This window comes from Streptomyces sp. NPDC058741 (genome assembly GCF_042746715.1).
Taxonomy (GTDB): domain Bacteria; phylum Actinomycetota; class Actinomycetes; order Streptomycetales; family Streptomycetaceae; genus Streptomyces.
On sequence record NZ_JBHYQH010000045.1, the window covers coordinates 14,693 to 37,151 of the forward strand.

Annotated in this window: 16 protein-coding genes and 1 pseudogene; 12 read left to right on the plus strand and 5 right to left on the minus strand. The window is 69.7% G+C overall.

Annotated features, from left to right (window positions below):
• Position 1: 1 nt before the first annotated feature.
• Positions 2–1,774, minus strand: a complete 1,773-nt coding sequence (locus tag ACFW6P_RS27220; RefSeq protein ID WP_386425111.1) for a hypothetical protein — start codon at positions 1,772–1,774, stop codon at positions 2–4.
• Positions 1,775–1,776: 2 nt separating this feature from the next.
• Entirely contained in the window at positions 1,777–2,220 is a 444-nt protein-coding gene (locus tag ACFW6P_RS27225; RefSeq protein ID WP_386358579.1) for a DUF2563 family protein, read from the minus strand.
• A gap of 479 nt (positions 2,221–2,699) precedes the next feature.
• On the opposite strand from ACFW6P_RS27225, the gene ACFW6P_RS27230 reads away from it, so the two are divergent.
• From ACFW6P_RS27230 to ACFW6P_RS27240, 3 genes are all read left to right on the plus strand, one after another.
• Positions 2,700–3,221, plus strand: a complete 522-nt coding sequence (locus ACFW6P_RS27230; protein WP_386358581.1) for a hypothetical protein — start codon at positions 2,700–2,702, stop codon at positions 3,219–3,221.
• A gap of 65 nt (positions 3,222–3,286) precedes the next feature.
• Positions 3,287–5,620 (plus strand): hypothetical protein, encoded by a 2,334-nt coding sequence (locus tag ACFW6P_RS27235; RefSeq protein ID WP_386425114.1) that lies wholly within the window; start codon positions 3,287–3,289, stop codon positions 5,618–5,620.
• 70 nt (positions 5,621–5,690) lie between these two features.
• The gene (locus ACFW6P_RS27240; protein ID WP_386425116.1) at positions 5,691–6,218 is read left to right on the plus strand and encodes a hypothetical protein; all 528 of its coding nucleotides are present in this window, start codon (positions 5,691–5,693) and stop codon (positions 6,216–6,218) included.
• Positions 6,219–6,444: 226 nt separating this feature from the next.
• Here the strand turns inward: ACFW6P_RS27240 and ACFW6P_RS27245 are convergent, their stop codons facing one another.
• Genes ACFW6P_RS27245 through eccB form a run of 3 tightly spaced genes read right to left on the minus strand, consistent with a single transcriptional unit; the run spans position 6,445 to position 9,811 of the window.
• Positions 6,445–6,981, minus strand: coding sequence for a hypothetical protein (locus ACFW6P_RS27245; protein WP_386425119.1), 537 nt, complete (start codon positions 6,979–6,981; stop codon positions 6,445–6,447).
• 5 nt (positions 6,982–6,986) lie between these two features.
• A complete protein-coding gene (gene mycP / locus ACFW6P_RS27250) occupies positions 6,987–8,240 on the minus strand; it encodes a type VII secretion-associated serine protease mycosin (RefSeq protein ID WP_386358588.1) in 1,254 nt (417 codons plus the stop codon).
• A 44-nt stretch (positions 8,241–8,284) separates the two neighbouring features.
• Positions 8,285–9,811: a type VII secretion protein EccB gene (gene eccB / locus ACFW6P_RS27255; protein WP_386358590.1), complete on the minus strand. Its 1,527-nt coding sequence runs from the start codon at positions 9,809–9,811 to the stop codon at positions 8,285–8,287.
• A gap of 204 nt (positions 9,812–10,015) precedes the next feature.
• Here eccB and eccE point away from each other — a divergent pair, with 204 nt between their 5' ends.
• The 9 genes and pseudogenes from eccE to ACFW6P_RS27300 all read left to right on the plus strand — a co-directional run bounded on the left by eccE (position 10,016) and on the right by ACFW6P_RS27300 (position 22,459).
• Positions 10,016–11,344 carry a type VII secretion protein EccE gene (gene eccE, locus ACFW6P_RS27260; RefSeq protein WP_386425122.1) on the plus strand — a complete coding sequence of 443 codons (1,329 nt, stop codon included), beginning with the start codon at positions 10,016–10,018 and terminating at the stop codon, positions 11,342–11,344.
• Positions 11,344–12,153 carry a hypothetical protein gene (locus ACFW6P_RS27265; protein WP_386425124.1) on the plus strand — a complete coding sequence of 270 codons (810 nt, stop codon included), beginning with the start codon at positions 11,344–11,346 and terminating at the stop codon, positions 12,151–12,153. Before eccE ends, ACFW6P_RS27265 begins: the two co-directional genes overlap by 1 nt.
• A 218-nt stretch (positions 12,154–12,371) precedes the next feature.
• A pseudogene (locus ACFW6P_RS27270) lies at positions 12,372–12,500 on the plus strand (SCO5717 family growth-regulating ATPase); the annotation flags it as partial.
• Positions 12,501–13,217: 717 nt separating this feature from the next.
• A complete protein-coding gene (locus ACFW6P_RS27275; RefSeq protein ID WP_386425139.1) occupies positions 13,218–16,148 on the plus strand; it encodes an AAA family ATPase in 2,931 nt (976 codons plus the stop codon).
• 296 nt (positions 16,149–16,444) lie between these two features.
• Positions 16,445–18,298: an ABC transporter substrate-binding protein gene (locus ACFW6P_RS27280; RefSeq protein ID WP_386425126.1), complete on the plus strand. Its 1,854-nt coding sequence runs from the start codon at positions 16,445–16,447 to the stop codon at positions 18,296–18,298.
• Between the two features lie 18 nt (positions 18,299–18,316).
• Positions 18,317–19,366, plus strand: a complete 1,050-nt coding sequence (locus ACFW6P_RS27285; RefSeq protein ID WP_386358598.1) for an ABC transporter permease — start codon at positions 18,317–18,319, stop codon at positions 19,364–19,366.
• Entirely contained in the window at positions 19,363–20,277 is a 915-nt protein-coding gene (locus tag ACFW6P_RS27290; protein WP_386358600.1) for an ABC transporter permease, read from the plus strand. Before ACFW6P_RS27285 ends, ACFW6P_RS27290 begins: the two co-directional genes overlap by 4 nt.
• Positions 20,274–21,398, plus strand: coding sequence for an ABC transporter ATP-binding protein (locus tag ACFW6P_RS27295; protein WP_386358601.1), 1,125 nt, complete (start codon positions 20,274–20,276; stop codon positions 21,396–21,398). Before ACFW6P_RS27290 ends, ACFW6P_RS27295 begins: the two co-directional genes overlap by 4 nt.
• Complete coding sequence (locus tag ACFW6P_RS27300) at positions 21,395–22,459, plus strand: ABC transporter ATP-binding protein (protein ID WP_386358603.1); 1,065 nt, start codon at positions 21,395–21,397, stop codon at positions 22,457–22,459. Before ACFW6P_RS27295 ends, ACFW6P_RS27300 begins: the two co-directional genes overlap by 4 nt.

Sequence of the window (22,459 nt, forward strand, 5' to 3'; positions counted from 1 at the left end):
CTCAATTGACGACCGGCGGCACATCGCGCCGGGGCTTGTCGGGCAGATGCGTCTGCTCGTCCTCGACCACATGGTCGGGACGCTGTGAACCCTGTGCGTCTCTCTCGTCACCGGACTTGCTCTTGTCAGGCCGCCGTGCCAGTCCGGCGCCACCACGCGTCATGCCATTGCGCTCCGCTTGGACAGTGGAGTTACGCCCTGCCGGGTTGCCTGTCACAGGCCTGTTCCCTCCCGTGACGCCCCCGCGCGAAGCACCGCCGGCGCCGGGCCTCACACCGGTCTGGGGCGCGCCGAAGACACCTCGCTGTCCGGGACCACCAGGCGACGGCCGGACGCCGGCTTGGGGACCGGCACCGATCACGTTGCCGCGAGGGATCTGCTGCGCACCCTTCGCCACCGCACCACTGGTGGTCGCGGGTCGCCCGCCGACCACTCCGTTCGCCCGCCCGGCACCAGTGGTCGGACCGGTGCTCGCCCGCAGTGCGGCCGTGCCACCGGGGCGGGGAGTGCCTCCGTGCACGCCCGGCTGTCCCATTGGGAACGGCCTGGAACCGGAACCCGTCCCCTTGGCGATCGGCTGGCCCGTCGCCGTGGGACGACCCATCTGGTTCGTGGCACCGGGACCGGTGGTGCGCCCGTTGGCCGAGGGGGTCGATCCGGGCTGAGTACGTCCTCGGGCAGTGACAGGGGGGCGGGGCCCACCCGTTCCGCCCGTGGCCCTGCCGTTGGCCCTGCCCGGCACAATGGGCGCGTAGTTGTCGAAGGTGCCGGGCGGTCCACCCGCCGTAGAGGGCGTTCCGGTGACCGGAGGCATGTTCCCGGTGGCCGGGGTCGTCGTGGACGGCGGCAGCGTACCGACGCTGTCGATGGTGGTACCCACAGCGTCGTCGGGGTACGCGACCCTGCCCCTGCCGGGTCCCTCGGACGCCCGCGCGTCCGTGACGCCATCCACACTGGAGCGGCCCTGCGGCTCCGTCGGTGCGTGGTACGTGGTTACAGCAGTTCTTGCCGCAGTCCTCGCCCCTTCCCCGACTGCGCCCGAACCACCGTCCACGCTCTCGGGCGGCATGCCCATGGTCGGCAACGACCGGAACGTCGGAGGCTGCTCCTGCAGCACCGAAAGCTGCTGGCTGGAAACCGCGTAGTACGACGCCAACCGATTCATCTGGTTGATCGCCTCTTGCCGGTCTTTCTCCACCTTGACGGCAGCTTCGTATTCGTCCTTCTTTTCAGTCTTCTCTGCGTCGCTGTAGTTTTCAGGTCGCTTGAGGTTCCGCGGGTCACGCTTTGGCATGGCCGCACGCACTGAGGCCAGACCCACCGCGGCCGCGGAAATCTGGTCACCCGCCTTTCCAGCGAACTCGCTCAGCCCGTCCGTACTCTGGACGAGTGAACGACCGTACTTCTGGTAGTCAGTTCCTGCTTGGCCCTTCCATTTGACGCGCTCGATGCGCCCCCTGAGCTCATCCGCCGCCGACTTGATGGCGTCACGCGCGTCCCACAGAGCCTTTCCGGACGACTCCAGGTCCTCGGGAGCCGTCTCCTCGACCAGATCGATCATCGCGTTGAGGTCGAGGTCCTTCGCGCCGAAGTCCGTACTGCCGAAGACCGCCTTGCCCTGCGCGGTGGACCCGACCACCGCCCGCAAAGAGTCGTTCACGAACCCGGGGAGGAATCCACCGCCCTCGGAATGCTCGACCTTTCGGGCGACGTCGGCGAAGTTGTTCTGATCGGAAGCGCGCTCCAAGTCCTGCTTGCGCTGCTCGTCACTCAAGGTCAGGCCCCCATCCCGGACTCGTCTTCGCGGGTGTACTGGCCGCTCTTGTCGTCCTGCATGGATTCGAGCTGCCAGTGAATCGCCCAGAAGCGCCGGCGCTGTTCATCTTCGAGGTTGTCGTAGCCGATGGCCGCGCCCTTGACCCCGATGGCGATCGCCTCGATGTGAAGGTGCAGCGTCTTGGACAAGGCGGTGAGCTGCTCGTGGACGCCGTGGTACTGGGCGTACAGGCTCTGGGCCTCGGGAAAGACACCGGCCCGCCCGTTACTCAGGGACGACGCCTTGATCGTCTGCGCGCCCACCTTCGTCGGATTGCCGGCTGACTCCTCAAGATCCCGAAGCACCGCGTCCACACGGTCGACGAAGTCCTTCAGCAGTTCACCACTGACCTCAAGGTCCGCCGCCCTGGCCGCCGACACACCCCCCATGCCCGCTGGAAGCACGACGTTCCTCCCCGTTTCCCCATGAACGTTCATCGACCCGGACCAGATCCGGACCCACCACTCGTGCGCCGTACGATCGCAAGGCCAAGTGCTCGGACAACGCTTTTGCCACTCTAGTCAACCTGCACAACGGGTCCAACCGCCGCCAGCCCTAACTCAGTTGCGAAACTCGAGTTCGCGCCACCGACTGCCCCCTGCGCCGCTTGCGGGTCGACTTCGACTCACCCCGAGGCCGCCCCCGCGATCCATCGTTTCCGGCCCATGAGCCTGACCCGACCCGTACCACCTTGGACCACTACCCGGACGTGTGCCTCCCCCGAATCTTCACCGCGGACAATCCACACACAAGAGACCTGCTCCTCTCCCCCACCGAACCCGGTTGCTAGGTTGACTCTCAACCACAGCCCCGGAACCAAGTCATCCAGACCGGTACGAGCTGAGCTCCGGGAGCCGAGCAGCACGGGGGAAGAGGTCGACTCATGGCATGGGACGAGTGGGAGCAGCTCAAGACTCAGGCGGCCGAGCGGCAGTCCACGCAGATGCAGTTGAACCAGCTCGACCCTGGCGACGGATCGCCGGGTACGGCGGGAAGGCCGTCGTCGTACGGCGATCTGAAGGTCGCCAACGCTTCGCTGACGAAGATCGGCAAATCCGCGCACAGCTTGTACAACGCGCTGTGGGACAAGGCTCGCGTCTCCGTCCCCAGCAGTGACTCCGCGGCCAGTGATCTGTCGAAGCAGGGCTTCGCGCTCGGAGCGGGGCTGCAGCACGTGTCGAACCGGTGGGAGGCACAGCTCAAGTCCCTCATGGACGCCTGCGCGCAGATCACGAACCACCTGCAGGTCACGAGGAAGATCCACGTCGGCGACGACAACTTCATCGTGCGCCAGATGAGCAGCATCGACACCTTGGACGCCGGCTTCGACGAGCGCGTCGGGCAGCCCGGCGAGAAGAACCCCGTCTACGGGGAGAAGAAGGACGAGAAGAAGAAGGACGAGTAGGGCCGCGCAGGTTTACGCCGACTTGCCACTCAGCCACTGCTCGACACTTCCGGGGATAGAGACCGATGGACCTCGAAACTCTGCGCGACGCCAACTTCAAACTGCTCGACGACGCCGTCACGGACTGGTCGACCCTGGTCAAGCACCTGGAGACGCTGAAGAAGGACGCCGAGGAGGAACTGCACCAGGCCGCGAACAAGGCGGACTGGGCCGGTGTGAACGCTCAGGTGTCGAAGGAGTTCATCGGTAAGACGGCCGGTGAGTTCAGCGACGCGCACACGCAGGCGACGACCATCCACAAGATTCTCGAGGACACACGGACGGAGCTGAAGGGCTATCACCAGGAGCTCGTCGAGGCGATTGAGGGTGGCCGGAAGAACAACCTGACGGTCATCGCCTACGAGGGCGGGTTCACCGTCACCACGAACGTGCCGCCGGAGGGCCGGGCGGCACAGGACAAGGACAACCAGTCCGAGATCACCGCGCTCCGCGACCAGCTCCAGAGGATCCTCGACAAGGCGTCCGAGAGCGACAACTCGGCCAAGACCGTCCTTACTGCCATCGCAGACCAGAGCAGGCTCGGTTTCTCGGACGCCTCGTACAAGGACCGAGACAGCGCCGCTGAGGCCGTCAAGCAGGCCGACGAGCTGGCGAAGCTGACGCGGCAGAACCCCAAGGACCTCAGCCCCGAGGAGTTCGACCGGCTCCTCAACGGGCTCGACAAGTACGGCGACGACGATCTGTTCGCCGAACGGTTCGCCACGACGCTCGGCCCGCAGAAGACGCTGGAGTTCTGGACCGGCGTCAACGACCCGCACCGGGGCAACTATGAACTCGGGCGTGAGCGCCTGGACAAGTTCGACAATCTGCAGCGCAGCCTGAGCACCACGCTCGCCAATGCAACGCAGAGCGATTCCGTCGCGATGACCGACTGGAAGCGCACCATGGTCGACGCCGGCGACAAGCCGATCTACGGCAACAACGGCGGCCCCATGGGCTTCCAGGTCATGAGCAACCTGATGCGGACCGGGGACTACGACGACCAGTTCCTGAAGGACTACGGCAACAAGCTCATGGCCACCGAGCGCAAGCTCACCGGCAACGGGGAGCATGCCAACCCGGCGTGGATGCGAGGGATGTCCGCTGGCCCTCAGCTGAACCGGATCGGCGATGACAGCGGCAACGATCCGCTTACTGGCTACCTGAAGGGGCTCTCCAACAGCCCGGACGCAGCCACGAATTTCTTCAACCAGGAGTTCATCAACAAGAACGACAAGGACAACCCCTTCGAACGGGACACGGACGGCGACGGAAAGAACGGCAAGGTCACACTCTCCAACTTCCAGTACCTTTTCGAGGAGCGGGAGTGGCCGCAGGAGAGCAATCTCAAGGGCGATGATCTCCACACAGGGAAGAACAATCTGGCGCTGGCTCTGGAGGCAGCTACCACTGGGCATCCGGCTGGGGAAATCCCAACCGATGACACTCCGGCGCACAACGAGGGCCAAACCAAGCTTTTCGAGGCCATCGTGGCATCAATCGCGGATAACGATACACGCCTCACCGAGAGCGGTTACATGTCAGACAGCATCGGACAGATCGCATCGGAGTACCTGCCCGACATCAACCGCGCAACGACAGAAGTGGATCCGCACCCAGGTGAGGACGAGAGAGACAAACAAGACGCTTGGGAGCGCACCCAGAAACTCTATCCCGTCTTCGGATCCTCCGCCGAATTGGAACACAATAAGGTAGCGCGTTTCCTCTTCGCCGTAGGTCAGAATCCTGAAGGATACGCGGCCGTCGAAGTCGGCCAGACGAAGTATTTGGGTGATTTGATGGAGTATCACCTCAACCCGAATCTGCCAGAAAGCCAGCGCCCTCATCACGACCTGGAACTCACCGTTCGATCCATTGCCCGCCATTCGGGCGACGTTTCAGGCGTCCTCGCCATGGGGCGAAACGAGGCTGTCGCCTCCGAAGCAGTCAAGTCGGACGAAGAGTACGACCACTCGATGGCCCAGTGGAAGAACGTAGTCTCGGGAACCGTCGGTACAGGAGTGGGCGTCGGCACGTCTTTCATTGCGACTCCCGCTGTCGGAGCCGGTGTCGGCGGTGCGGCAGGCACCGTGACAAGCGTAATCCTGGAAGAGCTTTTTCAGGACGCGGAAGGGAACGCAAAGGACACCGCAGGCCCCAAGATCGGCGACGACTGGCAGAACGGCCGTAAGGCCAATATGGAATACACTCGACTAGCCGCTTCGGAAGCCGCCAGAATGTACAACCTCCAGCACTCCGGGGATATCGCGTCTTGGGCGGAAGATGAGTCTTCCAAAGCGTTCCTGGACGCTGGTAGCTACATGCGAACAATTGCGCCGGAGCTGGTCACCGACATCTAAAAGTAAAATTCAGGAACAGGCCTGAACGACCCCGAGGGGTCTGCGTCCGGGTGAACGAGAGGCCGTTATTATGATCAATCTGCGAGGCGCTAAAGTATGGGTGCTGCTAACCGCGTTCAGCACCCTCGTCGGCTGCTCGGATTCTGGAGAGGAACGGGACTATCAGGTTCCCAGTGCTCTGTGCGGCGTTACGGTGGACCCCAACGCAGTCTCCGATCTCCTACCCTCCGGGAGTGAAATCGAGATTATTGAGAAGAACCCTGTGCACCGAAGGAACGAGTGCCAGGTGAACGTCGACGGCAAGGCCGCTCTCATCGCCAGCCAGGAATGGTGGGAAGACAGTGACACCATCGTTGATGTCGCCGCCTCCGTCCCGCAGCTTGAGTCGGCCAGACTAACTGATGACAGCGGCACTTATATCAGCTCTGGCACCGGTGCGGTGATGAGGGTGACGGGCTGCATCAACCCAGGTCATCCTGATCACGCTCTCTTCACCGCGCTGGAGATCCACGCTGACGGTGTCGACAATGACGGCGCCGTGAAGAAGCTAATCTCCTCTTACACTCAGTCTGTCGCAGGTTCGAACGCGTGCCGGTGATGCACGGCCGGAGGTAATTCCGCCTCCGAGATGAAGGACTCCCGGCTACATCCGAATGACATTGAACCTGAGCGAGCAAGCATGAAGCGCCATCAGGCCCCAACGCTGCAGCGGCGCGCAGTCGTCATTCTTGGGGCGACTGCCGCCCTAGCCAATGTGTCGGGGTGCACAGACGAGAACCAGGAGCGAGAGTACACGGTTCCGCAGTCCGCCTGCGGAACTCCCATCAATGCGACGGAGCTTGCCCAGGCGGCGTGTAGTCGTCCCGCTTCGAGCGGACGCGCTCGATGTGGACGCAGAACTCGGCGTCCGCGCCGTTCGCGGAGACGGTGAAGTACGCGTCAGCGTCCGTGTTGCCGTCGGCCGCAGCTGCGGCGACACCGTCCTGCGGGGCGTCGCCCCCGCCGTTCTCGGTGACCTCGCTCTCGATGAGCGTGTCGTACTCGTAGATGTAGACGACGGGTTCGCCCGATTGGTCGATCCGGTACAGGAACCCGTCGAGCTCGTACGTGGCCTGTTCCACCGCGCTCTTCAACTCGTCGTCGCTCCACTTCGAGTCGTCTTCCGCGCCGAGGCCTTGAAAGCCCTTCACCGTGCCGATCAACGCCATGCCTACGAGGAGGATGCGGGCGGCGACGAACGCCGCGTCCGGGAGCTCCGGCGCGGCCGGGTTCAGGGACTCGCGCCACGAACGCACCCGATCCGCCTTGATGCAGGCCATTGCGATCAGCACGGCCGCCAGGGCGAAGATGATGACCGACATTTTCGTCAGCATGCCGGGCCTCCCAGACCTCTCCGCCGGCGTCGCGCGTCCCGCACCGCCACCGCCGTCCCGCTCAGCCCCACCGCCAGGACGAGGCCGCCGACCACGACGTAGGTGCCGAGGCGGGTGTTGCGTTCCTCCGGTGTCTCGCCGAAACGGACGGGGGCCACCGAGGGTGCCTCTGCGCCGACCGGGTTCTGTTCGGGGCGGGGGGACTCGACGGGGTTGGCCGGGTCGACGTCGGTGAGGGCCTTGACCGGGTCGACCACGCCCCAGCCGACGAGGATGTCGTGGCCGGGGATGGTGCGTTCCGCGGTCTGTTCGATCTGGGCGACGATCTGCCGCGCCGTCCACTTGGGGTACTTGGCCCTCAGCAGGGCGGCCACGCCGGCGACGTAGGGGGCGGAGAAGCTGGTGCCGTTGTCGGAGCAGTGGCCGTCCCCGGGGACGGTGGAGACCATGTCGACGCCGGGAGCGGCCACGCCCACGAAGCCACCGGACTGGGAGAAGGGCGCGCGCTCATTGTTGCGGTCGGAGGAGGCCACGGCGAGGACGCCCTGGTACGACGCGGGGTAGGTGACCTTGACGTTGCCGCCGAGGCCGTCGTTGCCGGCCGAGGCGACGACGACCACCTGCTTGCCGAGAGCGTAGTTCACCGCCTGTTCCAGCTCATCGGCCGGTTTCACGGCGTTGGCCGTGTCCTGGGAGATGTTGATGACGTCCGCGCCCACGTCCACGGCATGACGGATCGACTCTGCCAGGGTGAGCGCCGTGCCATTGCCTTCGGCGTCGTTCTGCTTGATCGGGATGATCGTGGCCTCGGGTGCCAGGCCTACGAAGCCGGTCCCCCTCATGGGGCGTGCGGCGATGATGCCGGCCACACGGGTGCCGTGGCCGACGGTGTCCGTGGTGCCGCTCGCGTTGCCGCGTTCGATCTTCTCGCCGTTCTTGTTCTTCTCGGGGAGGAAGTTCCTGCCCTTCGACACGTCGACAGCCTTGGCGAGTTGGGGGTTCTTGACGTCGACGCCCGTGTCGACGACGGCGACCCGGACCCCCTCGCCCTTCGTCCGCGCCCACAGCTCGTCGAGGTTGACGCGCTGCAGTGACCAGGGGCGGCCCTCGTACTTCTCGGAGGGGAAGGTGCACTGGCCGTTGTCGTCCGCCCGGGCGGCGGGGGCCGGGAGGGTGAGTTGGGCCGTCGCCGTGAGGGTCGCCGTGGCGAGCAGCGTCACCACCAGCGAGCGGCTCCTGGACCTCATGTCTCCTGCTTTCAGTATCAGTTCGCTCTGTCGGGCGCCCGCGGCTACGAGCCCTGCGGCTGCCGCGCCGCCGCCTCGGACAGACGGGGGCCCGTGGGAAGGAACCTCGACCAGGACAGGGGTACGGGGGCCGGGTCCACCTTCTCGTAACCGAGTCTCGTCTGGGCGATCTTGGCCTCGGTCAGTGCCTGCTCGCGCTGCTCCTCGGAGCTGCCGATGCCCTGGTCCTCGGTGGCGCTGTCGCTGTTGGACTGCAGGGCGTAGCGCAGGCCGGTGTCAGTGACCAGGAAGACACTGCCCGCCGTGGTCTCGGTGCCCTGGAACTGGCGGTAGAGCTGTCCGGAGCCGGCGGTCACGTACCCGCTGGAGGAGCCGGTGGGCAGCGTCGCGGGGAAGTCGGTGCCGACCCAGGTGGAAAGGGCGGTCGTGCCGTTCTCCGCGTCGACCGAGCGCAGGACGTTGCAGACCGTGTTGCGGCCGGTGGTGGCGCTGCTGCCGTTGTTGACGGTCTTCGGCTTGTACGTCGGCCACTTCTTCTCGCCTCGGAAGGTGGTGCTGTCAACCACCGCGCCGGGGCTGACCTGCTGTGCCTCGCCGGTCTGCCCGGCGGCGACGAGCTTGCCGCTGTTCAGCAGGAGGGTGGCGGTGAACTCGCTGATCCGGGCGACCTCGCCGGGGAGGACGACGTAGTACTGCATGCGCGTACCGTCGTAGGCCTTGATGACCATGCCGACTTTGTCGTGCTCGCCGAGGCTGTCGGACGCGCCGGCCACTGCGCCGGGAATGCCGTCGATCGGGGGGATGGTCACCGGGTCGCCCTTGTGCAGGGTGTCCAGCCAGTCCTGGGAGACGCGTTGCGGGGCGCGGCCCTGGGTGTCGAGGGCCTTGAGGAGTTCCTTGTCGGTGGGGTCGGCCAACGGGTAGGCCCAGCCGCGGGAGTCGACGACGTACTGCGTCGTGCCGTCCGGACCGACGACGTACAGCAGGTCGCCCCCGGAGAGCTTGTTGCGGCCCTCCGTCCTGGCCCACTCCTTCTCGGCGAGGACGAACGCCGCCTTCTGGATGGCCCGGCCGCCGTCACTGGGGCGCTCGCAGACCGCCCAACGCTTGGCGGCCTCCGCCTCACCGGTGGAGGGCAGCCGGTCGGGGGCGTACGGGATACCGAGGGTGGCGCCGTGCGGGGGCTTGCCGCTGTCGAGGACCTTCTCGTCGACCGTGATGATGCTGTTCTTGTCGGGTGCCAGCAGCAGTTTCGCGGAGGCCATGTTGAGCACCGGATGCAGCTGCTTCTTGCCCTTCGTCTTCAGAACGACGTAACGCGTCGTCGAGTCGCTTGCGACGATGACGTGTTCGTTCGGGGTATCCCAGCCCTTGGGGGCGGTGGGGCTGAAGAGACCGATGGCGCCGAACACCGCGAGGATCACCACGCCGACGACCACACCGGGCCATACCGCGCTCAGCGGCTTCGGTGCGCCCTCCTCTGAACCCGACGGCGAAGGCCGCAGGAACGAAGCGAGTGTGCGGCGCTTCGCGAAGGTGTAGGCGTTCAGTTCATCGCGACGTGATGCCATCTGCGTCCGCTCTCCCCCCGTTGCGGACCCGGGGACGGTGGTGGTCACCGTCGCCCGCCCGCGGTTGCCTCTGTGCCCTCGGCTGTCAGACCCGGCCCCTACTATGCCTGTTGCGTGGCCGTGCGTGTTTCGTCGGTAGGGCGCTCAGGACACGCGGGAGCGTGTGGACAAGGGCATTCGATAGGATTCGGGGGATTTCGAGTGATGGCTTCCGCGCGGCGGACCCGGTCGCGATCGCAACCGAGGACACGATCGGGCAGCACCGGTCCGACGGCGGCCCGTGGCGGCGCCGCGGCATCAGGTGCCGCCACGCCGCAACTGAGGGCACGTTCCGGGCGCGGAGGCTCATTCGCCGTGCAACGGCTGGTGCTGATCGAACTGGCGGCCGCTCTCGTCGTGTGCGGTTGGGGGATCGGGACGTACGTGCTGATCCCGGCCGCCGTCGTGGCGGTGATCCTCGTGGTGCTCGCGCTGGTACGGCGCCGGGGACGCTCCCTGCCCGAGTGGCTGGCCGGTGTGCAGGTCCTGCGCTCGCGCCGCCGCAGGGCGGCGGACACCCCGGTGCCTTCGGGCACGGACCCGGGGCTGGCTCCCGCAGTCGAGTGTGACCCGAGCCTGCGCACCTACAGCTACAGCCGCGGCGACGACCGTGACCGGCGGCCCGTCGGCATGGTCGGTGACGGCGGCTTCCTCACCGCGGTCCTTCAGGTGGAGGCGGACTTCGGGGCGCTGCGCGCGGAGCGCGGCCGCCGCCCGCTGCCCCTCGCCCTGGTACGGGACGCACTGGATGTCGACGGAATCCACCTGGAATCCGCGCAGATCGTGGTGCACACCCAGCCCGCGCCCGCGCCGCACCTGCCCCAGCAGTCCGTCGTGGTGACCAACTACACACAGCTCCAGGCGCAGACGGCCTCTCCTGCCGTCCGCATCCTGTGGATCGCGCTGAAGCTGGACCCGGAGTTGTGCCCGGGGGCGGTGGCAGCCCGCGGCGGCGGGCTCATCGGGGCGCAGAAGAGCCTGGTGCGGTCGGCGGAGCATCTGGCGAGCCGTCTGACGGGCGCCGGGTTCCGGGTGAGCGTACTCACCGAGGAGGAGGTGACCGCCGCCATCGCCACCTCCGCCTGCGCCAACCCGATGGTGACCGCCCAGGCGGGGCAGAGCGAGGCGCCCCGGCGGCGCACCGAGGAGAGCAGTCGCAGCTGGCGGTGCGACAACCGCAGGCACACCACGTACTGGGTGCGCCGCTGGCCTTCGCTCGGCGGCTCCGGCGCCGGTCTGCCGCAACTGGTCGCGCAGTTGACCGCGGTGCCGGCCTTGGCGACGACGCTCAGCCTGACGCTGGCCCGGGGCGGGCGGCAAGAGGTGTCCCTCACCGGGCATGTGCGGGTCACCGGACGCAGCAGCACTGAGCTGGCCGCGTCACGACAAGAGTTGGAACGCGTGGCACGGCAGTCGCGGACCGGGCTCGCCCGACTCGACCGAGAGCAGTTGCCCGGAGTCCTCGCCACTCTGCCGCTCGGAGGTGCCCGCTGATGGCCGCCAATACGACACCGGCCTCGTCCGCCGGCTTCCTCACGACCGCGGCTCCGGATCCGGCCGCGCAGCCCTGGTCCCGCTCCGCGGGCGGCGGCCTCACCGAGCGGCTGCGCACCGGTTTCGGGCTGCTCGGTCCCCGCCACCCACGGCACACACTGCCGGTCGACCAGTTCGACGCGCTGTCGCTGCCTGTCGGTGACGACGGCGTCGTCGTCGGCACCACCGCCGAGGGTCAGCTCGCCGTGCTCGGGGTGAACCGTCCGACCCCGTACGACGTGCTGCTGATCGGCGGTCTGTGGACAGCCCAGGTGCTCGCGCTGCGCACCGCCGCGACCGGCGCGCGGGTCGCCGTCGAGACCGGCCGTGCCCAGCAGTGGTCGCAGATCGTGCAGGCGGTGGGCGGCGGCCAGTCCGGGATGACGGTGCACGACGTGGGCCGGGTTCCTCCGCTCGGCGCGTCGGCGGGCAGCCCGGTCCTGGTGATCCGGGACTGCGGTATGCGGCCGCCGCGCGGACGCGTGGTGTCGGCGCCCTGGCAGTCGGTGCTCACCCTGCTGCCGTATCTCAGCCCGGTGGCGCCTCGGTTGATGCGGCAGGCCCGGCTCATCGGAGTGCAGCGGGTGTCGCCCGACGAGGCGGCCGAGATCGGCCGGGTGATCGGCATGCCGCGCGCCGAGTACGAACCACTGCCGACCCTCGCCGACGGGGTGACCCTGTGGTGCACCGACGGTGACCGCCAGTACGTGATGACGCAGCCCACGGACGCCGAGATCGGTCTGCTGGGTGTGGCCCGGCGTATGGACTGACCGCGAACGGGAAGAGGTTGCGCCGAAGCAGATCGGGGGGCGGATGCGCCTGCCGTGTCCGCCTCGTTCTTGATTAGGCTGGGGCGGGGCGCGAAGCGAGAACCCGACAGGGTGAAGCGGTGTCCGGGGGTGACCCGGGGGGACAGTCAACTGATTCGTACGACAGCAATGGTCGCCCCAGCACGCTTTGAGGGTGTTCGACCACACCAGGAGGAACTGTGAGCAGCGATCGGGACGGGATCCGCGGGGGCTGGGCGACACCCGGCGATGACCAGCCCGACGCGGAGTCCGCAGCAGAGGTGACGGGCGAGTTCACCATCGACTACGCCCCGCCGGCCTGGTACACGCAGAACGCGTCGGCGAGTTCGGGCTCCGGGACGGGGGCGGGGGCGTCCGGGAAGTCGAGCCCTTCGGGGACTTCGGCTTCTTCCGGGGCGGCCGGTTCTCCCGGGGCGGCCGGGGGTTCCGGAGGCGGCGGTGCGCCCAGGGGGCCGATTCCGCCGCTGCCGGGGCTGACGCCGCCGCCGCACGCGAATCCTTCGGGGGCGCAGTTCTCTTCTCCAAGTGGGCACGCACCTTCTTCTTCTGCAGGTGGGCACGCACCTTCTTCAGATGGGCACGCGCCTGCGCCCGTTCCTGGGCCAGGGGTGCCGTTCACGCCGTCCGCGCCGCCTCCCGCCCCGGGCGCTCCGTTCACCCCGCCTGCTCCGCCTGCGCCGGGCGCCCCGTTCACGCCTCCCGCGCCCGCGCCCTCGTCTTCGCCGGATGCGCCGTTCACGCCTCCAGCGCCGGGTACCGGGGCCGGGGGGCCGGGTGCTGTGCCGAGGCTGCCGGTGGGGTTCGAGCCTCAGGGCGAGCAGCAGCAAGGGCCCGGGGCGGACGCGTCCTCTCCTACGGCTGTGCCGAGCATCCCCGTCGGCGGGTATCAGCCGCAGTGGACGCCGCCGCCTCCGCCGGAGGCCCCGGCCGCTTCCGACGAGAGAGCTGCTCCGGCTGGCCCGGGCACTCCGGCTGCCGGTGGTGACGCGGAGTCCGAGAACGGTGATCTGGAGAGCGGTGCCACCATGCGCTTCTCCGCCGTCGCCCTGAAGCGGGAGATCGCGGAGCGGGCCGCGGCGGAAGACGAGGCACGGCCCGAATCCTCCGGCCAGGACGAGGACGTCGTGGCCGCTGCCGAGTCGGGTGAGGAGTCCACCGGTGGCGGTGAGGAGCCCGCTGAGGACGTCGAGGGCACCCCTGGTGTCGCCGACGGCGAACAGGAGGGGGCGAGTGACGTCGTCGCGGAGTCCGAGGACGTGGAAGCTGCGGTGACCGCGTCGGAGGAAGCGACTCCGAAGGCGGAGGACGCCACTCCCGGGGCGCAGGACGCGGTCCGGTCAGATGACGCCGTCCCTCAGGACCCCGAGCCGGAAGACGACACGGTCGAGGAAGCGACGCCCGAGGACGAGGTGCCGTCGGCGGAGGCCGATGCCGACCCGGCCGCTTCCGACGCGGCCGACGACCAGCCGACCGAGGACCAGCCGGCCAGGAACCAGTCGGTTGACGCCCCGCCCGCCGACGCCCAGCAGGCGGACGCTCTCTCCGCAGACGCCGAGCCGGCAGACGCGGTGCCGTCCGGTGCCGTCCCGGTCCACGACGGCACCGAGGACGCCGCTCCCGAGGACAGTGCGCCGCAGGACGACGCCGCCGCGCAGAAACCGGCCGACGATCAGGAGCCCTGGTCCCTTCCGGCATCGCAAGCCGTGCCACCGCTGCCGCCGTCGTACCAGCCGGCCGCGCCCGCGCACCAGTGGCCCTCCCAGGCGCAGCATCAGGCGCAGGCCCCGGACACCGACGCGCCCGGGCCGGGACAGCCTGCGGTGCCGGCTCAGCAGCCGCCCGCACCCGCGGCCGACCCGCAGGGCGGCTACGGGTTCCCGCAGCCGCACGCTCCCGCCTCGCAGGCGCAGCAGCCGGAAGCCCCGCCTGCCCCTGCCCCGCATCCCCAGCCCGGCGGATACGGCTTCCCCCACCCCGGCACGCCCGCCCCGGCTCCGGCTCCGGCCGCGCAACAGCCCCCGGCTCAGCAGCCCGTCACCCCGCCCGCACCCGCACCCGCCGTACAAGGCGGATACGGCTTCCCGAACCCCGACGCACCCGCACCCACACCGGTCAGCCCCCACCCCCAGGCCGCATACGGCTTCCCCCACCCCGGCGCACCCACCCCGGCGGCCCCCAACCCCCACGCCGGATACGGCTTCCCCCAGCCGGCCCAGCAGCAGCCCCACCAGCAGTCGCAGCCGCAGCAGCAGCCGCAGCCCAGCATCCCGCCGCAAGCCCGGCCTCAGCCCCAGCAGCCGCCGCAACCGCAGCCGGAAGGCCAGGCCCCGCATCCCGGTCAGCCCGGTCTGCCGCCGCAGCAGCCCGTCGACCCCCGGACCGGGGCGGCCTGGCCACAGCCCGTGCAGCACGACCAGCGGCAGCCGACCAACCCCGGCGCCGCGCCGCTCGGTTACACCGCGGCCGTGGAGTTGTCGTCCGACCGGCTGCTCAACAGCAAGAGGCAGAAGGCCAAGAGCAGTCGTCCGGCGGCCGGTGGCGGGCGGTTCAAGATCGGCGGCAAGAAGGAGGAGGCCGAGCGGCAGCGGAAGCTCGACCTGATCCGCACGCCGGTGCTGTCCTGCTACCGGATCGCCGTGATCAGCCTCAAGGGCGGGGTCGGCAAGACGACCACGACCACCGCCCTCGGCTCCACGCTCGCCACCGAGCGGCAGGACAAGATCCTCGCGATCGACGCCAACCCGGACGCCGGCACCCTCGGGCGCCGGGTGCGGCGGGAGACCGGGGCGACCATCCGCGACCTCGTCCAGGCGATCCCGTACCTGAACTCGTACATGGACATCCGGCGGTTCACGTCCCAGGCACCGTCGGGGCTGGAGATCATCGCCAACGACGTCGACCCGGCCGTGTCCACGACGTTCAACGACGAGGACTACCGGCGCGCGATCGACGTGCTCGGCAGGCAGTACCCGATCATCCTCACCGACTCGGGTACCGGTCTGCTCTACAGCGCCATGCGCGGTGTGCTGGACCTCGCCGACCAGCTCATCATCATCTCGACGCCGTCCGTGGACGGGGCGAGCAGTGCGAGCACGACGCTGGACTGGCTGTCGGCGCACGGGTACGCCGATCTCGTCTCGCGGTCCATCACCGTCATCTCCGGTGTGCGCGAGACCGGCAAGATGATCAAGGTCGAGGACATCGTGTCGCACTTCGAGACGCGCTGCCGGGGCGTCGTCGTCGTGCCGTTCGACGAGCATCTCGCCGCCGGTGCCGAGGTCGACCTCGACATGATGCGGCCCAAGGTGCGGGAGGCGTACTTCCACCTCGCGGCGATGGTCGCCGAGGACTTCACCCGCCACCAGCAGGCGCACGGTCTGTGGACCTCCGACGGCAACCCGCCGCCGGTGGCCGCTCCGCCGCTGCCCGGCCAGGTCATGCCGGGCCAGGCCCCGTACCCCGCCGGGCAGCAGCAGCCCGCCCCGGGGCAGTACCCGGCGCCCGGGCAACAGGTCCCGGGCGGGCCCGGCCCGTACCCCCAGCAGCCGCAGCCGGGACAGCCGTACGCGCAGGCGCAGCCGGGACAGCCGTACGCGCAGGCGCAGCCGGGACAGCCGTACGCGCAGGCGCAGCCGGGACAGCCCTACGCCCAGCCCGGCCAGCCCCCGGCCCAGCCGGGACAGCCGTACCCGCAGGCCGCCGTCCAGCCGCCCCACCCGCAGCCCGGCCGGCCGGGACAGCCGTACGCCCAGCCCCACCCCGGCCAGCCGTACGCCCAGCCCGGCCAGCCCCCGGCCCAGCCGCCGCAGCCGGGATACGGCTACCCGTACCCCGGTCAGCCCGGTCAGCCCGGTCACCCGAGTCACCCGGGGCAGCCCGACCACCCCGGCCGGCCCGACGGACAGACGCCGCCGTCCTCGCCCCCGGCTGATCCCCCCGCACCTCCGACGCAGTAACCGCCTGCACCCGATCGGCCCCTTTCGAGGGGCCGGTCCCCGTTCCCGGCCCGCGCCGTCCCACTCGGCGCGGGCCGCGGCGCGTTCCGCGGGAAATTCGTTGCCAGGCCCTGGCCAGGGGCGCGTCAGTGGTCTCGACCAATGGGTGCGAAAAGCTCGCCAATTCGTTATTTCCGCAGGCCACAAGGGGTGAACGTGCCGTTGACGCATGGAGACGGCCGCTGATACACACTCATCAACCCCTGACAGCTGATCAACCCGTCCTTCCCGTCCGAGCGATGACGCGAGGTCCGACCATGGGCATGATCGATCAGACACGCAGCCTCCCACGCGGCCTCCGGCTCCTCGCCGTGGCCGGGGCGGCCGCGCTCACCCTCACCGCCGGTCTCGCGACCCCGCTCGACCCGGCTCCCCAGCAGGCCCGTGCCGCCGACGACGGCAAGAAGGTGCTGACCGTCGCGGTGGCGCAGAGCGTGGACTCGCTCAGCCCCTTCCTTGCGGTCCGGCTGCTCAGCACGAGCATCCACCGGCTCACGTACGAGTACCTGACGAACTACGACCCCAAGGACAACCACGTCATCCCGGGTCTGGCCACCAAGTGGGAGGCGTCGCCGGATAAGCTGACCTGGACGTACACGATCCGCTCGAACTCGAAGTGGTCGGACGGTGAGCGGGCCACGGCCGAGGACGCGGCGTGGACGTTCAACACGATGATGACCGACGACGGCGCCGCGACCGCGAACGGCAGCTACGTCGGCAACTTCAGGAAGGTGACGGCCCCGAGCCCCACCAAGCTGGTCATCGAGCTGAAGAAGCCGCAGGCCACGATGACCGCGCTCGACGTGCCGATCGTGCCGAAGCACGTGTGGGAGAAGGTCGCGGACCTCTCGGAGTTCAACAACGACAAGACCTTCCCCGTCGTGGGGAACGGGCCGTTCGTGCTGACCGGCTACAAGGCCGACAGCTACGTCCGTCTGAAGGCCAACAAGAGCTTCTGGCGCGGGTCGCCGAAGTTCGACGAGCTGGTCTTCCGCTACTACAAGGACCAGGACGCGGCGGTGTCGGCGCTGCGCAAGGGCGAGGTGTCCTTCGTCGCCGGGTCGCCGTCCCTGACGCCTGCTCAGGCGGACTCCCTCAAGGGAGCGGAGAACATCAAGGTCAACGACGCCCCCGGCCGTCGCTTCTACGCCCTGGCCACCAACCCGGGCGCCAGGGCGAAGAACGGCGAGGAGTTCGGCGACGGCCACCCCTCGCTGCTGGACCAGCGGGTGCGCAACGCGCTGTTCATGGCCGTCGACCGCGAGACCGTCATCGACAAGGTGTTCCGGGGCCACGCCGTCGAGGGCGAGGGCTACATCCCGCCGCGCTTCGAGAACTACTTCTGGAAGCCGTCCGCGAGCCAGAAGCTGGCGTACGACCCGGCGAAGGCGGCGCGGCTGCTCGACGAGGCGGGCTACAAGAAGAACGGCGACGGCAAGCGCGTCGGCAAGGACGGCGAGCCCCTCAGCTACCGCCTCCTTTGCCATGCCACCGACCCGAACGACAAGGCGGTCGGCAAGTACCTCCAGGAGTGGTGGGGCGAGCTGGGCATCGGCGTTCGGCTCGACTGCCTCGACAACGTCACCGACCCCTGGCTGGCCGGCGAGTACGACCTGGCGTTCGACGGCTGGTCGGTCAACCCCGACCCTGACTTCGTCCTGTCGATCCATACCTGCGGGGCGCTCCCGGCGACCCCGAAGGACACGGGCGCGACCGACAACTTCATCTGCGACAAGGAGTACGACCGGCTCTACGCCCGGCAGCTCGCCGAGTACGACCCCGCCAAACGGGCGGACATCGTCAAGCAGATGGAGTCGCGGCTGTACGACCTCGGGTACATGAACGTCATGGCGTATCCGAACGCGGTCGAGGCCTTCCGGACGGACCAGGTCGAGTCGATCACCACCATGCCGGCGAAGGCGGGGAACATCTACGGCCAGGACGGCTACTGGAGCTGGTGGTCGGCGGTTCCGGCGCAGGCGAGCGGCTCCTCGGACAGCGCGTCGTCGACGGGGGTCGTGGTCGGGATCGTCGCGGCCGTCGTGATCCTGGGCGGGGTCGGCGCCTTCGCGGCGATGCGGCGGCGGGCGACCGCCGAGGACCGCGAGTAGACGGGCGACCGGGCACTCATGACAGCTGAGGCGACCCCCGCGCTGGTCGAGGACAAGCAGCAGCCGGCGGACGGCCCGCGGGTACGCGGGAACTCCGCGTACCCGCGGTACCTGGCCGGGAAGGTGGCCGGTGCGACCGTGTCGCTGTTCGCCGTGCTCGTCACCAGCTTCTTCCTCTTCCGGCTGATCCCCGGCGACCCGGTGAAGACCATGACCGGCGGCCGCCAGGTGTCGGCCGAGCAGCTGGCCGCCTACCGCGAGGAGTTCGGACTGGACCTGCCGCTGTGGCGGCAGTTCACCGACTACTGCGGCAAGGCGCTCACCGGCGACTTCGGAACGTCGTACCAGTTCCGCTCCCCCGTCGTCGACAAGATCACCGAGGCGCTGCCGAACACCCTGCTGCTGACCGGGACCGCGTTCGTCCTGTACACCGCGCTGGGCGTCTTCCTCGGCACCCGCTCGGCGTGGCGGCGCGGCGGGATCGGCGACCGCGTCCACACCGGCCTGGCGCTCACGCTGTACTCCGTCCCGTCCTTCTGGCTCGGGCTGCTGCTGATCATCGTGCTGGCGGTGGGCATCGGCCCGCTGCCCGGGCTGTTCCCGACCGGCGGCATGGAGTCGGGCGGCGAAGAGGGCTTCGCGTACGTCCTCGACGTGGCGCACCATCTGGTGCTGCCGGTGGTGACGCTGGTGGCGGTGGAGTACGGGCAGACGCTGCTGGTCACCCGGTCGGCGCTGCTGGACGAGATGGGCAGCGACTATCTGACGACCGCGCGGGCCAAAGGGCTGCGCGACGACCTCGTGCGTCGCCGGCACGCCGTCCCGAACGCGCTGCTGCCGACCGTGACGCTGATCTTCATCAACCTCGGCAGGACGGTGGCGGGTGTGATCCTCGTCGAGACGGTGTTCTCCTGGCCGGGCCTGGGCGGGCTGTTCTACCAGGCACTGAGCGTGCCCGATCTGCCGCTGGTGCAGGGCCTGTTCTTCGTGTTCGCCGCCGCGGTGATTTTGATGAACACCCTCGCCGACCTGGTGTATCCGCTGCTCGACCCCCGGGTGGCCCGATGACGGCGCCGACGGGAACGGCTCCGAGCCCGCGCGTCCTCTCCCGGCAGCGCCGCCGGGCGTCCGTGGCGCGCTTCTGGCGGCAGTACCGCGCGGAGCGGGCGGGTCTGTACGGCCTGACCGTGCTGGCGCTGTGCGCGCTGCTGGCGCTGTGCGCACCGCTGTTCGTGGGTTCCGACGTCAGCAGCGTGACCGAGGCGCCGGGGCGTCCGATGCAGAGCCCGAGCGCCCGGTTCCCGCTCGGCACCGACCAGTTCGGCCGGGACCTGCTGGGCCTGGTGATCTGGGGCTCGCGGGTGTCGCTGCTGGTCGGGCTGCTCGCGGCCGTGCTCTCGGTGTCGATCGGGACGCTGATCGGCGTGACGGCCGGGCACTTCAAGGGCTGGTACGCGACGGTGATGATGCGGATCACCGACTGGTTCCTGGTCATGCCGACGCTGGTGCTGGCCATCGCCCTGGCGACGGTGATGTCCCGCTCGCTGAGCACGATCGTCGTCGCGATCGGCGTCACCACCTGGCCGACCACGGCCCGGCTGGTGCGCGCGCAGACCCTCGCGGTGGAGACCCGGCCGTACATCGAGCGGGCGAAGGCGCTCGGCGGCGGCCACTGGCACATCATGTCCCGGCACGTACTGCCCAACGTGATGCCGCTGGTGCTGGCCCAGACGACCCTGATCATCTCCGCGGCCATCCTCGCCGAGGCGACGCTGGCCTTCCTCGGTCTCGGGGACCCGGCGGTCGTGTCGTGGGGCGGCCTGCTCCAGGACGCGCGGGAGGCGGGCGCGGTCAGCGCCGGTGACTGGTGGTACCTGGTGCCGCCGGGCATCGCCATCGCGGTGGTGGCGCTGGCGTTCACGCTGTGCGGCCGGGCCGTGGAATCCGTTCTCAACCCCAGGCTGGGGGTGTCGCGTTGAGTCTGCTCGACGTCAGGAACCTGACGGTGACGTACCCGGGCGGTGCGGCCGCCGTGCGCGGGGTGGACCTGCGTCTGGACGCGGGCCGGAAACTGGGGCTGGCCGGGGAGTCCGGCTGCGGCAAGTCCACGCTGGCGCTGGCCCTGCTGCGGCTGCTGCCGTCCGGCACCCGGGTCACCGGCGAGGTCCTGCTCGACGGCGAGGACGTGCTGCGGATGAAGTGGGGCCGGGTGCGGGCGGTGCGCTGGGCCGGGGCCTCCGTCGTCTTCCAGGGCGCGATGCACTCCCTGAACCCGGTGCACCGCATCGGCGACCAGATCGCCGAGCCCATCCTGCTGCACCGCAAGGCCACCCCCGCCGGGGCGAGGAAGAAGACCGGCGAGCTGCTGGAGCAGGTCGGCCTCCCGGCGGCGCGCGCGGACGCCTATCCGCACGAGCTGTCCGGCGGCCAGCGCCAGCGCGTCATGATTGCCATGGCCCTGGCCTGCGACCCGCGGCTGGTCATCGCCGACGAGCCGACCACCGCGCTCGACGTGATGATCCAGGCCCAGATCCTCCGGCTGATCGAGCAGCTCGTGACCGGCCAGGACCTCGGCCTCATCATGATCAGCCACGACCTGGCGGTCCTCGCCGACACCTGTGACCGGCTGGCGGTGATGTACGCGGGCCGCGTCGTCGAGGAGGGTCCGGCGGCCGAGGTGTACGAGGACGCCCGGCACCCGTACGCCAAGGCGCTGTCGGCCGCGTTCCCGCGCATCGGCGACCCGGGGTCCCGGTTCGCGCCGCGGGGGCTCGCGGGCGACCCGCCCGACCCGGCGGCGCTGCCGTCCGGCTGCACGTTCCATCCCCGGTGCCCGGTGGCCCTCGAGTCGTGCTCCGCGGAGGACCCCGCGCCGCGGGACGCGGGGCCTCGGCGTCGGGCCGCGTGCGTGCTGGCCGGCCCGCCGGGCGACGAGCCCGGTGCGGAGCGGACCACGCGCGGCCCGGCCGCCCGCGAGCAGCGACCGGCGCGTGGGACGACGGCCCGTGAACCGCGCGCGGCGAGCGGGAGCGAAACCCGTGAGGAACGGCCGGCCCAGGACCCGGACACCCTGGAGGAAGCGAGGCCCGGCACACCATGACCACCTCCCCCACGGCCCCCGCGGTCACCACGGCCCCGCTGCTGAGCGCCCAGGACCTCTACGTCACCTTCCCCGGCCGGCACGGCGGCCCCCCGGCCCGCGCGGTGGACGGAGTCGACCTGGACGTCCGGCCCGGTGAGATCGTCGCGCTGGTCGGCGAGTCCGGCTGCGGCAAGACGACCCTGGCCCGCAGCCTGCTGGGCCTGGTCGAACCGACATCGGGCCGGGTCCGCTTCGACGGGCGTCAGCTGGACCACTCGGGCCGCTCCCTCAAGGCGTACCGCAAGCGCGTGCAGCTGGTCCTGCAGGATCCGAGCGGCTCGCTCAACCCCCGGCACACGGTGTACGACGCGGTCGCCGAGGGCCTGCGCATCCACGGCCACGGCGGTGACGAACGCGCCGCGGTCACCGAGGCCCTGGCGCGGGCCGGCCTCCGCCCCCCGGAGCGCTTCTTCCTGCGCTACCCGCACGAGCTGTCCGGCGGGCAGCGCCAGCGGGTCGTCATCGCGGGCGCGCTGGTCCTCGAGCCCGAACTCCTGGTGGCCGACGAGCCGGTGGCGTCCCTCGACGCCTCGGTGCGCGGCGAGATCCTCGCGCTGCTGCTGCGCCTGCGGGACGAACTCGGCCTCTCCGCTCTGGTCGTCACCCACGACCTGGGCCTGGCGTGGAACATCGCCGACCGGGTCGCCGTGATGTACCTGGGGCGGATCGTGGAGACGGGCGCGGTGGAACAGGTCCTGACGGCCCCTCGGCACCCCTACACCCAGGCCCTGCTGTCGGTGCTCCCGGAGGCCCCGGGCGCCCCGGTGATCCTCACCGGCGAGCCACCGGACCCGTCGCGCGTCCCGCCCGGCTGCCGCTTCCACGCCCGCTGCCAGATCCTGGCGAGCGGGGAGGCTGAACGGGCGGGCGTGGCGGACGCGTGCGGGCACCAGGACCCGGAGGTGCTGAGCGGCAGCGGGGAGTCCCAGGTCGCCTGCCACTGGGCGACGTCCCTCAGGGGCGCGGGGAACAGCGCGACCGGCCCCCACAGCCCCGCGGACGGTCCACGGGCGACCTAG